Here is a 13027-nt window from a genome sequence, read left to right on the forward strand (position 1 = left end):
GGGGCTAGACCTTGGTCAACCGCCGCCCCAATTCCCTGCGGAGTACTTCCTGGGGAGGGAGCTTGGACAGCATCCGCAGCACGGCGGGGCGCAGTTCGCGCTGCTCCTCCTCGTTCAGCAATCCGACGAGGTCGCGCAGCTCCATGTCATCGAATTCCGTGGTCATACGGGTCAGGGTACGTATCCATTCGGAAGTTCGCCGGGCAATCCGACGCGCGGCTGCGAAGATGCGAAACCCTGCCCGGCGACCTGCCAGGACGGTAGCGGGAGTGTCACCGGAGCCTTCGCACCCTGTGTGGAACGTTCGCTCCGGCAACGGTTTTGCTCCGCTACCGCGACCGGATCGGCGCCTCCGCGGCGAGCCCCGACCGGGTCACCTCGGTGACCGCGACCGTCGCGGGCACCGCGGCCGGGTCGAGCGGGGTGAAGCGCTCCAGCGCACCCCAGTCCCGGCCCCAGTCGTTGTCGAGGTAGGTCGGCACGGTCTGCGCGTCGAGCAGCAGCCCGGTCCAGCCCAGCGGGCCGCCGCCGATATCGTCCTGCCAGGCATTGGAGGCGTCCGAGCCGACCCGGTCCGGCAGGATGCGCCAGCGCGGCACCTCCGCGACCCCGTGCGCGTGGTCGAACGGCCGCTGGCACGGGAACGCCAGCCCGACGTGCCAGTCCAGCAGCACCGGGTCGGCCGTGCCGACGACGCTGCTCAGCGTCGCGAGCGCGGGCAGCCGGGGCGGGGTGACGGCGAGCCACTGCTTCGGGGTGATGTCGTTGTCCACCGCGACCAGCCGCACCGCGTTCGCCTCCACCGGGATACCGTCCAGCGGCACCCGCAGGTTCCGCCAGGACGGTGACGGCCCGATGTCGAGCGGAAGCACCGAGCCGAGCGCGCGCACCGAATCGCCGTCGCGCACCCCGTACTCCAGCTTCAGGTCGGAACCGTAGGTGGTGACGCCGTCGGCGTCGACCGAGCGGATCCGGCCCGCTGCGGTGATCACCAGCGTCCGGTAGGCGGGGTCGTGGCGCATGCTGTCGCCGAGGTTGAGGCCGTACCACTCGGTGGTCAGCGACGCCTGCTGCTGCACGCCGTCCTGGAAGCTGCCGAGCACCGGGGTGCGGGCGGGGTCGAGGCCGAAGGGCAGCGCCACGGTGCTGCCGTTGATCCCGGTCCGGTCGGAGACGCCGCCGCCGGTGCCTGCCCCGGTCGTGTTGGTCGTCTTGTTCTCGGCGCCGCCGTCCACCGAGTTGGCGCCGCCGCTCGAGGTCTCCTCGGCGTCCGCGGTGAGGTCGGCCGCGACGCCGTCCGGGGTGAAGCCGGTGTTCTTCGCGGCGAGGCCGTCGGCGGCGGTGCCGGTGATCGGGAGCAGCACCGAATCGGGAGTGTCGGTCTCGACCAGCACCTCGTCGGCGAGCGCGCAGGGCTGCCCGGCCAGCGCGCGGGCATTGGAGAGCGCGATGCTGTAGGCGGGCGCCTGCCCGGCCGCGCCCTTGAGCAGCGAGGCCACCTCGAAGAGCACGAGCAGCGCCGCCGCGACGGTGAGCGGCGCCGCGGCGAGCCGGTCGAAGCGGCCGGGCGCACCCGCAGGGCGGAACGGGGCGCGGTAGTGCGCCACCGCCGCGACCAGCAGCGCGACCCCGGCCAGCCCGAGGAACAGCGTGGAGAGCCCCGTGCCCGCCACCAGCGGCGCCTTGTCCCACCACGGAACGCCGTAGCTGGAGACGTACCACCAGCCGTTCGAGCCGGTGAAGGTGATGGCGAGCACGAAGAGCACCGCCGCCGCGAAGAGCGCGCGGTTGCGCGTCTGTTTGATGCCGTTCACGCCGACCGCGACGGCGGCCAGCGCGGCCAGCGAGGCGGCCAGCCCGGCGTAGACACCGAAGTGGTGCGTCCACTTGGTCGGGGTGAACATCATCAGCAGCAGCGCGCCGAAGACGATGCCGAGAATCCGCACCGACGGCCCGCGCGAGGTGCCGGGGATGCCGTTCTTGCGCAGCACCTGCAACACGCAGACCAGCAGGCAGAGCAGCATGAGCAGGACTCCGAAGCGGCGAGCGAGCGAGCCGTCCGGGGCGAGCATGAGCAGCGAGTCCCAGCGGGTGCGCTCGTCGAACCAGGCCACGTTCGGCCCGACCTCGGTGCGCACCCGGGTGGCCTCGCGCACCGTCGCCAGCGTCTGGTCGGCGAAGACCACCACCAGCACCGCGGTGCCCGCGGCCAGGATCGGCGCGCCGTAGGCGAGGTAGCGCAGCGCGGTGCCCGCCCGGCCGACCGGGTTCGAGCCGCGCACCTTGCGGACCAGCACCACCAGCGCGGGGCGGGAACCGGCGAGCAGCGCGGCCAGGCAGATCAGCCCGGTCGGCCCTGCGGCCAGCGAGAAGGCGGCGATCAGCACGCCGAGCGCGGCCGGGAGGAGCCTGCCGGTGGCGATGGCGCGCTCGATCGAGCACCAGGTGAGCAGCGCGCCCGCGGCGATCAGCGGCTCCGGGCGCAGGCCGTTGTCGTAGGGCAGCCAGAAGGCGAGGAAGACCAGCCCGGCGGTCCACAGCGCGACGCGGTCGCGGCGCACCCGCGCGCCGAGCCGGGGCAGCACCTCGCGGCTGATCACCAGCCAGCAGACGATGCCTGCCAGCAGCGCGGGCAGCCGCATCCACGGGCTGGAGGTGGAGATCTGGGCCATCCAGGCCAGCACCTCGTAGGACCAGCCGAACGGCGCCTCCGGCACCCCGAACCAGCGGTAGTAGTTCGCCAGGTACCCGGACTTCTCCGAGACCCGGGCCATGTTCAGGATGTAGCCGTCGTCGGAGGTGTTGGCGCCGATCACGTGCCAGAGCGCCAGCGTGCCGAGCACCGCGACGTCGGCGAGGGTGAACCGCCACCAGTGCGCGGGCAGCACGCGGCGGGCCTTCCGGCCGTCGGCGGTGTCCAGGAAGTGCAGCGCGAACAGCGCGATCAGGGTGGCGAGCACGGCCAGCACCATGACCGTCAGCTTGAGCGGGGACGGGCTGGAGGTGAAGCGCGAGTCCAGCTCGGCGTGCAGGGTCGCGCCGGTGAGCTGCTGCTCGCCGAGGTCGGTGAAGACGCCGACCAGCTGCGGGCGGATGTCGCGGGTGACGGTGTTGCGGAACGCGGTTCCGTCCGCCCGCGTCGCGCCGGTGAACTCAACGGTCGCGGCTTTGTCGTCCACGGTGGCGGTGATCGCGGTGCAGCCCTGGATCTCGGCCACCGGGGCCGCGAGCATGGGGACGTCGCGCAGCAGTACGGAGAGGGTGCCGTCGCGGACGGTCACGGTGAGGCCCTTGGCGCTCGCGTCCGGCGAAGCGGGGGGAATCGTGGAGAGCAGGGTCGTGCCCTGCTCCGGCGTGGCCGGCCCGGTCGCGCCGAGCAGTGCGCAGGGGAGCGTGGCGTCCAGGCGCAGCGGGACGTAGGAGACCAGCGGCGCCTCGACCGAGGCGGCCCCCGCCTGCGGCCAGTCCAGCGCCGTCGCCTCCTGGCGCACCGGCAGCAGCGGTGTGAGCAGGGCGAGTACGAACCCGAGCAGCCCGGAGACGAGGGCGATCAGGCGGTATCGGGTGAACGCAGCGGTGGGTCGGTCCGGTCGCACGGTCGTTGATGCTATAGACCGCCCGCGGCGGCACCGAGGGCGCGCACCTCCCATACCCTCAGCGCGCTACGGTGACCAGCGTGAACGGCCCGATATCGGTGACCGTGAAGGCCGGGTCGGCGAAGAGCTCGGCGGGGAAGCTCACCGTGTAGCGGCGCACGTTGGGGTCGTTCGGGTAGACGTCGGCGGCCAGCCGCAGGGTGTAACCGTCACCGCCGCGCCGGAAGAGGAAGGCGTCCGGCGCACGCCACGGCGCGGCGTCCAGCGCGGCCAGCAGCTCGGCGGGCGTCTCCAGCTCGCTCCAGCGCTGGATGGCGGCGGCGCGGCCGGCGAAATCGGCGAGCGGGTTGGCGTAGTGCGAGGTCAGCCCCTGGAAACCGAAGTACGGGTAGTAGGCGAGGAAGCTGGTGTCGGCGGTGAGCAGCACGGTGTCGGCGGGGGCGCGGCCGGTCTGCGCGCGCAGCGCCTCGTCGATCTGCCGGTAGTGCGTGACCGCGGAGGGGTCGCGCTTGTCGGCGCGGTCGCCGTCGCCGTCGGTGTCGGTGTAGGCGGTGGTGATCTCGGCGGCGAGCACGTGCGGGATCTGCTGCGCGAAGGCGAACGCGCCGGCCAGCCCCACCGCCACGGCGACCGCGCGGAACCGCTCCGGCTCGTTCAGTGCCTGGTAGACGGCGCGCGCGCCCTCGAAGAAGCCGAACGTCCCCGCCGCCGCGAGCAGGACGAGCAGGATCGGCTCCAGCCGGAAGGAGAGCAGGGTGGTGCCCGCCGCGGTCGCCAGCATGGAGAGCAGCGTCCACAGGTACACCGCGACGACGCCGATGCCGAGCGCCTGCGCCCGCCGGGACGAACCGATCCGGACCACCAGCCAGACCAGGCCGAGCAGGCAGAGCGCGCCGCGCAGCGAGAACTCGGCCATGGGCAGCGGGAGTTCCGCCCCGGCTTCGGGGAGGTAGTGGAAGGCGCCGCCGCCGAGCGCGACTTTCCCGGTCACCGACTCCAGCAGGTACGGGGTCCAGACCAGCAGCGCGACCAGCACGGAGATCCCGGCGATCACCGCCAGCCGGGCGAGCGGCGGCACCGCCGCCCGCCACGCCGGCGCCCCCGAGATGTCGGCGGGCTCCGCACCCTCGGGGTTTCCGGCGAACTTCGCGGCCCCGCGCGCCGAAGCGGGCCGCGCGCGCAAACCCGCGCGCCCCGCCCGGCGCGCCCGCACCGCGAACCACGCCGCGATCAACCCCATGAGCCCCACCGCGAACGCCGCCAGCGCCGCGTACAGCGTGTAGAACGTCGCGCACAGCCCGAGGAACAGCCCGGTGCCGAGCACCGCACCCCACCCGCCGGCCGAGGAGCCGCGCGGCCCCGGCCGGTGCAGCGCACCCCAGGCCAGCACCAGCGCGGGCGCGATCAGCACCACGAGCACGGCGCTGTACGCCTCCGGCGCGGCGTACGCGAGCGTGAGCGCGACCGTCGCCGCCGTCACCGCGACCGCCAGATCAGCCCGGATCAGCTCAGTCCAGAGCACAAGCGCCAGCACCGACGCCACCGCGAGCGCCACGATGGCGTACGGCTTGAAGACCTCCCACCCGTCCATGCCGAGCAGGTTCGCGACCCGCCCGCCCAGCCAGAACCACCCGGCCGGGTAGAACGGCGGCAGGTCGGCGTAGGTCATGTCGCGCAGCGTGGCGCTGTCGGTGAGCCGGGTCAGGTACTCGGTGCGGAACTCCTGGTCCACCGAGATCCCGAAGAGGTACAGCTTCGTCGCGGCCAGCGGCATCCCGAGCGTGACCGTGACGAAGGTCGAGATCCCGGCCCAGGACAGCAGCCTCGCGAGCCACGGCAGCCGGTGCCGCCGGAGCAGCACCACCGCGGCGACCAGCAGCACCGCCGCACCGACCTGCCCCACCGTGGTGAGCGCCCGCGTGACATTCGACGAATTGAACGCGGGCCACTCGACCAGCGAGAACGCGACCAGCTGCACCGCGGCCACGGCAGCGGCCACCACCGCGGCGAGCAGCGCGTTGCCCATACCCCCGGCGGCGCGGCGGGACAGGATCGCCAGGGGTCCGGTGCTGGTCAAGGAACTAGATGGGCAGCTTGCGGAAGATCGGCCGCGGGACGTGCCGCAGCACCGACATTACGTAGCGGAAGGTGCCCGGCGCCCAGATGAGCTCCTTGCCCTTCTCCGACGCGGCCACCGCGAGCGCGGCCACCTGCTCCTTGTCCACGGTGAACGGCGCCTCCTTGGCCCCGGTCTCCGCCCAGTGGTTCACGGTGGTCGTCGTCCGCACCTGCCCGGGCCGGATGACGAGCACGCGCGGGCCGTGCGGCCGCAGCGCCTCGCCGAGGCCGAGGTAGAAGCCGTCGAGCCCGGCCTTGGTCGAGCCGTAGACGAAGTTCGAGCGGCGCACCCGCTCGCCCGCGGCCGAGGACATGGCGATGATCCGCCCGAACCCCTGCGCCTTCATCTTCTCGCCGAGCAGCACGCCGACCGAGACCGCGGCGGTGTAGTTGATGCCTGCGATCTGCACCGCCTTGCGCTGGTTCTGCCACAGCTCCTCGGCATTGCCGAGCAGCCCGAACGCCACGATGGCCACGTCGACGTCGCCGCCGTCCCAGGCCGCGTCGATCACCTTGGGGTGGCTGTCGGTATCGAGGGCGTCGAAGTCGACCAGGTCGACCCGGGTCGCGCCCGCGGCCTTCAGCTGGGCCACCGCGCTGTCGCGCAGCGGGTCGTTCGGCAGCGCGGCCAGCACGATCCGGGCGGGCCCCTTCTTCAGGTACTCCGCGCAGATCGCGAGCCCGATCTCGGAGGTTCCGCCGAGCAGCAGGATGGTCTGCGGGTTGCCAACGGCATTGATCACTGGAGCTCCAGCCTTCTCGCCATGTCCGACATGAAAACGCCTGTGGGATCGACGCTTCGGCGGACCGCGATCCACTCGTCGATCCGGGGGTACATCCGGTGGAAGGTCTCCGCGGAGGTCCGCGAATCCTTCGCCGTGTAGAGCCTGCCGCCGAACTCGAGGACGCGGCGGTCCAGCGAGGTGACGAAGTCGTTGAGCCCGGCCGAGATCGGGAAGTCGACGCAGATGTTCCAGCCCGGCATCGGGAAGCTCAGCGGCGCCTGGTTGCCGGTGCCGAAGAGCTTGAACACGTTCAGGAACGAGTAGAAACCCGACTTCTGGATGTCGACGATGATCCGCTTGAACTCGTCCACCGACTCCGGCGGCACCACGAACTGGTACTGCAGGAAGCCGTTCGAGCCGTAGCCGCGGTTCCACTCCCCGAGCATGTCGAGCGGGTGGTAGAACTGCGTCAGGTTCTGCACCTTGCCCCGGTAGCTGCCCGACTTGCGGTACCAGAGCTCGCCGATCGGGGTGAAGGTGTACTTGTTCGCCAGCCCGTTCGGGAACACGTCGGGCAGCGTGAGGAAGGTCTTCCCGTTGAACTTCAGCGGGTCCTTCTGCAGCTTCGTCGGCAGCTGGTCCAGCTTGGCCAGGTTGCCTCGCGAGATCGCGGCGCGGCCGAGCTTGGGCTCCGGGCTGATCGCGTCGAACCAGGCCGAGCTGTACTCGTACCGATCCTCCGAGCCGTCGCTGTGGAACGCGATGGTCTCGTCCAGCGTGGCGGTGACATCGCCGTCGGCGATGAAGTAGGCCGTCTCGGTCGGCGTCATCTCGATGCTCGCGCGCAGGATGATGCCGGTCAGCCCGCTGCCGCCGATGGTGGCCCAGAAGAGCTCGGGGTTCTTCTTCGGCGACACCGTGTGCACGGTGCCGTCGGCGGTGAGCAGCTCCATCGAGCGCACGTGGTTGCCGAAGCTGCCCGCGCTGTGGTGGTTCTTGCCGTGGATATCGGAGCCGATGGCGCCGCCGATCGTCACCTGCCTGGTGCCGGGCAGCACCGGGACCCAGAGGCCGAAGGGAAGCGCGGCCTTCATCAGCTGGTCCAGGTTCACGCCCGCGTCGACGTCGACCAGCCGGGAATCGCGGTCGATCCGGTGGATCTTGTTCAGCGCGGTCATGTCGACGACGAGCCCGCCCGCGTTCTGCGCGTTGTCGCCGTAGGAGCGGCCGAGGCCGCGGGCGATGACGCCGCGGCGCAGGTGCGCGGGCTTGCCGTCGTTGTCATCGGCGACCAGGGCAACGGCCTTGGCGATCACCTCGGGATCGCCGGTGGAGAGCACTTCGGAGGAGGTGGGTGCGGTGCGACCCCACCCGGTCAGCGAGCGGGTGCGCGTCGGCAGTGCGACGGCGTCACCGGCGCTGCCGGTACCGGTGGACGGTGTGGTGGCGGTCGGAGCGTTCGTGGACATCGGCATAGAGGCTACAGGTACCTCGCCGAGGCGGATCTGCGTCTGTCGTACTCCTCGGTACGGCAGGGTTAGGCTCTCCCCGTGTCAGCCGAACCGCACCTCCCGCTGCCCGCCGAGCTGCCCCTGGTCGACGAGCCGGGCGGCACCGACGTCGACCTGAAGACGCAGATCATCCGGTTCGTGCTCACCGGTGCGCTCTCGGCGGTGGTCGACTTCGGGCTCTATGTCCTGCTCTACAAGGCGGCCGGGCTGCCGCTGGACGCCGCCAAGGCGATCGGCTTCATCGCGGGTACAACCACCGCCTACCTGATCAACCGCCGCTGGACCTTCCAGGCGCCGCCAAGCCGCGTCCGCTTCCTCGCGGTGGTCCTGCTCTACGCCGTCACCTTCGCGGTGCAGGTGGGGATCAACTCGCTGATCAACCGCTGGCTCGACGACACCGCGGTCACCCTGCTCCTTGCGTTCGTCGTCGCCCAGGGCACCGCGACCGTGATCAACTTCGTGGTGCAGCGGGCGGTCATCTTCAAGATCCGCTGAGCGCGCTCCGGCTCGCCTTGGCGCCGAAGTAGTCGCCGCCCTTGGCCCTGACGTTGTCGGTGCCCCAGTCGCGCAGCTCCCGGTCCGCCGGGACGAGGTGCGGGATGTGCTTGCGGCAGTGGATGTAGGCCTCCTCGACGTCGACAACCACCCAGCGCTCGGCCACCCGGCCCTTGTGCTGCGCGGGCAGGTCGGGCACTCGCGGGCGCAGCACGTCGTCCTCGACGATGTGCGCGCTGCCATTGATGTGCAGCCCGATCAGATCGTGCACGAAATCCAGCAGCATGATGCCGACGTGCGGGTTCTCCAGGATATTGCCGAGGCTCGCCATGACGCCGTTACCGCGATATTCGGGATAGGCGACGGTGCGCTCGTCCACCACGTGCAGGAATCCGGGGACCCCCGCGCGGAAACTGGAATCACATTCGCCTTTTCGGTCAGCGGTCGCGATGAACGCCATATCCATCTTCGCGATGAACCCGATCATGGCCGGGTTCAGGTGATCCAGCACCTGCTCGTCGTAGAAGCGCTCGGCCCTGGCGGTACTGCCGTACTGCTCCTGAAGGTCGCGCTCCCCGTCGCTGCCGTGTCGAGAACCAGGCATGGCGCCCCCTCCGGTCGTCGAACGAAAACGTCGACCAGTTTAGGGAGAACCCCACCCGGCGCTCACCGGAATGCGAGGTATGTCTCCGCAGAAATGCTCGTGCGCAAGGGTTTTCCGAGAGTTTGCGGGCGCCGGGCAGGCGAATTCAGTTTTTTCTGGTGAACCGGTTGGTATTCGCCGGTGTCACGCGGGGGTGAGGGAAACCGGGACCCCGTTGAAGACGGCATTGCCGGACGGCACGTCCAGCACCGAGTCGTCGGTGAGGATGTTCGCGTTGACCCCGGCGTGCTCGCGCGCCACCCCCTGGTCGCTGCCGCCGTGGCCCCAGCCGTGCGGCAGGCTCACCACCCCGGGCATGATCGCCTCGGTCGGCTCCAGCGGCACCGTCACGGCGCCCGCCGCCGACTTCACCACCGCGTGCTCGCCGAGCCCGAGCCGGGCCACGTCGTCCGGGTGGATGTGCAGGGTGCAGCGGTTGGTGCCGCTGACCAGCCGGGGCAGGTTGTGCATCCAGCTGTTGTTGGAGCGCAGGTGCCTGCGGCCGATCAGCACCACGTCCGGCGCGGCCGCGGTGAGCGCCGCGCGCAGCCGCTCGGTGTCGGCGAGCAGCTCCGGCGGCGCCAGCTCCACCCGCTTCGACGCGGTGCGCAGGATGTCGGGCAGCCGCGGTTGCAGCGGGCCGAGGTCGATGCCGTGTGGCTGTTCGAGCAGCGTGTTCAGCTCCAGTGTCCCGCCGTTCCACGCGCCGTACGGGCCGAGCCGGAGCATGAGGTCGATCCGCTGCTCGGTGCTGGTCAGCCCCTGCAGCTCCGGCCTGCGCTGGTCCAGCCCGGCCCGGTGCAGCATGCCCGCGATCACGAACTCGTCCAGCGCGGCGAGCGCCTCCGGCCCGTGCGGCTGCCCGGAGACCGCCGCGGCCAGCCTGGCGACCACCTCGGACTCCGACGGCCGGTCGCCGAGCGGCACCAGCGGCCGCGAGTACCTGGTGTAGTTGCGCACCGCGAACTGCAGCAGCGCGAAGTCGTAGTGCGGCGACTGCAGGGTGCGCGGCGGCGGCAGGATGACGTCGGCGTGCCTGGTGGTCTCGTTCACGTAGCGGTCGACGCTCACCATGAACTCCAGCCCGGCGAAGGCGGAGTCCAGTCGCGGGCCGTTCGGCGCGGAGAGCACCGGGTTGCCCGCGACCGTCACCAGCGCGCGGATCTGCCCGTCGCCGGGGGTGCTGATCTCGTCGGCCAGCGTCGCCACCGGGATCTCGCCCATGGCCTCGGGCAGCTCGCGCACCCGGCTGCGCCAGCGGCCGGGGCGGAACGGCTTGCTGCGCACGATGCCGAGCGCGGCGCCGGTGGCGAACATGGCGCCGCCGGGGGAGTCGAGGTTGCCGGTGAGCACGTTGAGCACGTCGACCAGCCACTGGGTGAGCGTGCCGAACTCGGCGGTGCAGGTGCCGATTCGGGCGTAGACCACGGCGTTCGGCGCGGCGGCGAGTTCCATGGCGAGCCGGACCACGGTCTCGGCCGGGATGCCGGTGCGGCGCTGCACCGCGGCCGGGGTGAACTCCGCGGCCGCCGCGCGCACCTCGTCCAGCCCGTTGACCGGCACCGTGACCTCGACGAGCTCCTCGGCGAAGAGCGTCTGCACGATGCCGAAGAGCAGGTAGGCGTCGCTGCCGGGACGGATGAAGAGGTGCTCGTCGGCGATCTCCGCGGTCCTGGTGCGCCGCGGGTCGACCACGACCAGCCTGCCGCCGCGCTCCCGCAGCGCCTTGAGCCTGCCTGGGAAATCCGGTGCGGTGCAGACGGACCCGTTCGACTCCAGCGGGTTGGCGCCGAGCATCAGCAGGTAGCCGGTGCGGTCCAGGTCGGGCACCGCGACCGCGAGTGGGTCGCCGAAGAGCAGCCCGCTGGCCAGCTGCTTCGGCATCTGGTCCGCGGTGCTGGCGGAGAAGAGGTTCTTGGTGCCGAGCGCCCGGATCAGCGCGGGCGCGTAGAGCGCGCCCGCGACGGTGTGCGCGTTGGGGTTGCCGAGGTAGACCGCGGTGGCCTGGTTGCCGTGCGCGGCGGCGATGGCCGGAATGCGCGCGGCGATCAGGGCGAAGGCCTCGTCCCAGGTCGCGGTGCGCCGGACGCCGGTGGCCCGGTCCAGGATCAGCGGCTCGGTGACCCGGTCCGGGTCCTCGTCGAGCTGCCCGAGGCTGGCGCCCTTCGGGCAGATGAATCCCCTGCTGAACGGATCCTCCCGATCACCGCGGACCGCGACCACGTGGTCGTCCTGGTCGAGCGTGATCTGCAGGCCGCACACCGCCTCGCAGAGCGGGCAGGTGCGCAGCAGGTTCCTGGTGTTCGAGCTCGCGGCCATACCCCCATCATCGTCCATGGTGAGAGGAACGACGGGAATTTCTCTCGATACCGACGCGAACGACCGGTGCCCGCGGTGCCGAGGTGGGGAGTTCCTCGGCGGTGCGGACACCGGTCGTGGTCGGTGCGGGCGTTATCCCGCTTCGATCAGCAGGCGACGCTGGTGAGCTGCGCGCGCCGGTTGGCAAGCGCGGCGCGGACGGCGGCGCCGATGGCGACCACCGGCGGGACCCAGCGGGCCTCGCCCGGCGCGACGCCCCAGGAGGCGGAGCCGGCGGAGAGCTGGGTGGGCGGCAGCGGGATGCCGGCGCCGTCGGTGTGCACGACCGCACCCGCCTCGCGCAGCGCCTCCAGCGCCATCTCGGCCTTGGCGACGCCGGTGACCAGGTGGATCTCGCGACGCTCGGCGCCGGGGATCTCGATCACGGGGCCGGTGAGGTTGTTGGCGCGGAGGAAACGACGGACTTCCGCGGCGAGCTCGCCGGCGACCTCGATGCCCGCGACCGCCTCATCGGCGATCAGGCAGAGGCCGTTGGCCGTTTCGGCGACCGTCCATCCACGCTGGGTGTAGTCCTGCGCGGCGGCGGTCATCGCGGCCGCCGAGACGGTAGTCGGAAACGTGGTACGCACTGTCTTTCTCCATTCCCCGGTCAGAGTCAGGTCCTGCATTCACGAGTGGTATCGGTGCGCGGTGTCCTCGGCGTTACGCGGTTCGCCGAAAAATTACGAACTGTCAGGTTCGTCTCATTCCCGACCGGGATCGCCGATGTCTGGTAGTGCGCTCGACGCCCTTCGATGCCGGTAGCCCGAGCGATGATATACGGGGAGGATTCGGGGATGAGCAACGACTCCGACAGCACGCGGGTGCCGTCCGGCGAACCCCCGCTCAGCGCGGGATCGGACAGCGCGGAAGTGGTTCCGCCGCCGGGCGAGCCGCCTGCCGCCGCCGACCCCGGCCCCGCCGACCCGGACCCGGATGCGGGCTCGCGCTGGGTGCTCTGGCGGGAGGCGGCGGCCCGCCGCTTCGCGCGCTCGGCCGCGGGCGAGCGGCCGCGCGCCGCGCTGGAGCGCCGCGATCCGTTCGAGAGCACGGCGGCGCTGCGCGCGTGGGTGGCCGACGCGGTGCGCGGGCTGCTCGACATCCGGTTCCGGCGCGAGGTCACGCTCACCCTGCTCCCGCTGGCGTACCTGCTCGGGCTGGTCTTCGCCTTCGCGGTGCCGATCGCGCTGACCGTCTCGCTGTGGCAGTTCTCCGCGGTGCTCGGGGTGCTGGCCGCGCTGGTCGCGGTGCCGCTCGGGCTGACCATCGCGGCCGCGGTCCGGCTGGTGCTGGAGTTCCTGGTGAACGCGGCCCGGCTGGCGGGGCGGGTCGAGCACATCAGCGATCTCGCCGACGATCTCTTCCAGGTGCTCTCCGATGTCGCGGAGCCGGTGAACCAGCTCTCCGAAGATGTTCGCGCCGTGCAGTTCTGGCGCTTCCGGCGCGGCTCACGGAAATGAGTACACCGATGTCCTTCGATCGATCGACAGAACCGGGTCGGCTGTTCCAAGTGATCGTCATTGCCCGACTTACTGTGAAACAATGCCGTCCGAGTGCCCAGGATTGGTAACCGGGCGTTCG

The 13027-nt window shown here is 71.3% G+C and carries 10 protein-coding genes; 2 read left to right on the forward strand and 8 right to left on the reverse strand.

Translation table 11 applies throughout. The features are described 5' to 3' along the window. Positions 1-4 precede the first annotated feature (4 nt). From ACFUJ1_RS17840 to ACFUJ1_RS17860, 5 genes are all read right to left on the reverse strand, one after another. On the reverse strand, positions 5-166 hold the full coding sequence (locus ACFUJ1_RS17840; RefSeq protein WP_169811444.1) for a hypothetical protein: 162 nt from the start codon (positions 164-166) through the stop codon (positions 5-7). 163 nt (positions 167-329) lie between these two features. After that, entirely contained in the window at positions 330-3596 is a 3267-nt protein-coding gene (locus ACFUJ1_RS17845) for an arabinosyltransferase domain-containing protein (RefSeq protein WP_378646849.1), read from the reverse strand. A gap of 58 nt (positions 3597-3654) precedes the next feature. Beyond that, positions 3655-5622, reverse strand: coding sequence for a galactan 5-O-arabinofuranosyltransferase (locus tag ACFUJ1_RS17850; protein WP_378646927.1), 1968 nt, complete (start codon positions 5620-5622; stop codon positions 3655-3657). A gap of 55 nt (positions 5623-5677) precedes the next feature. After that, entirely contained in the window at positions 5678-6457 is a 780-nt protein-coding gene (locus ACFUJ1_RS17855) for a decaprenylphospho-beta-D-erythro-pentofuranosid-2-ulose 2-reductase (RefSeq protein WP_378646851.1), read from the reverse strand. Continuing rightward, on the reverse strand, positions 6454-7908 hold the full coding sequence (locus ACFUJ1_RS17860; protein WP_378646853.1) for an FAD-binding protein: 1455 nt from the start codon (positions 7906-7908) through the stop codon (positions 6454-6456). Before ACFUJ1_RS17860 ends, ACFUJ1_RS17855 begins: the two co-directional genes overlap by 4 nt. Before the next feature lie 81 nt (positions 7909-7989). Between ACFUJ1_RS17860 and ACFUJ1_RS17865 the strand changes: the two genes are divergently transcribed. After that, positions 7990-8445 (forward strand): GtrA family protein, encoded by a 456-nt coding sequence (locus ACFUJ1_RS17865; protein WP_378646855.1) that lies wholly within the window; start codon positions 7990-7992, stop codon positions 8443-8445. Here ACFUJ1_RS17865 and ACFUJ1_RS17870 read toward each other — a convergent pair. The 3 genes from ACFUJ1_RS17870 to ACFUJ1_RS17880 all read right to left on the reverse strand — a co-directional run bounded on the left by ACFUJ1_RS17870 (position 8432) and on the right by ACFUJ1_RS17880 (position 12036). After that, entirely contained in the window at positions 8432-9049 is a 618-nt protein-coding gene (locus ACFUJ1_RS17870; protein ID WP_378646857.1) for a pyridoxamine 5'-phosphate oxidase family protein, read from the reverse strand. The genes ACFUJ1_RS17865 and ACFUJ1_RS17870 overlap by 14 nt on opposite strands. Before the next feature lie 183 nt (positions 9050-9232). After that, complete coding sequence (locus tag ACFUJ1_RS17875) at positions 9233-11407, reverse strand: molybdopterin oxidoreductase family protein (protein WP_378646859.1); 2175 nt, start codon at positions 11405-11407, stop codon at positions 9233-9235. A gap of 146 nt (positions 11408-11553) precedes the next feature. Then, the gene (locus ACFUJ1_RS17880) at positions 11554-12036 is read right to left on the reverse strand and encodes a hypothetical protein (protein ID WP_378646861.1); all 483 of its coding nucleotides are present in this window, start codon (positions 12034-12036) and stop codon (positions 11554-11556) included. A 207-nt stretch (positions 12037-12243) separates the two neighbouring features. Here ACFUJ1_RS17880 and ACFUJ1_RS17885 point away from each other — a divergent pair, with 207 nt between their 5' ends. After that, positions 12244-12906 (forward strand): DUF4282 domain-containing protein, encoded by a 663-nt coding sequence (locus tag ACFUJ1_RS17885; RefSeq protein WP_378646863.1) that lies wholly within the window; start codon positions 12244-12246, stop codon positions 12904-12906. Positions 12907-13027: the final 121 nt, after the last annotated feature.

The sequence above is a fragment of the Nocardia sp. NPDC057227 genome (assembly GCF_042669725.1).
GTDB lineage: Bacteria > Actinomycetota > Actinomycetes > Mycobacteriales > Mycobacteriaceae > Nocardia > Nocardia asteroides_A.

Coding starts and splice junctions, on each gene's coding strand:
- ACFUJ1_RS17840 (WP_169811444.1), bottom strand. CDS start 166: ATGACCACGGAATTCGATGACATGGAGCTGCGCGACCTCGTCGGATTG.
- ACFUJ1_RS17850 (WP_378646927.1), bottom strand. CDS start 5,622: ATGGGCAACGCGCTGCTCGCCGCGGTGGTGGCCGCTGCCGTGGCCGCG.
- ACFUJ1_RS17860 (WP_378646853.1), bottom strand. CDS start 7,908: ATGTCCACGAACGCTCCGACCGCCACCACACCGTCCACCGGTACCGGC.
- ACFUJ1_RS17870 (WP_378646857.1), bottom strand. CDS start 9,049: ATGCCTGGTTCTCGACACGGCAGCGACGGGGAGCGCGACCTTCAGGAG.
- ACFUJ1_RS17875 (WP_378646859.1), bottom strand. CDS start 11,407: ATGGCCGCGAGCTCGAACACCAGGAACCTGCTGCGCACCTGCCCGCTC.
- ACFUJ1_RS17885 (WP_378646863.1), top strand. CDS start 12,244: ATGAGCAACGACTCCGACAGCACGCGGGTGCCGTCCGGCGAACCCCCG.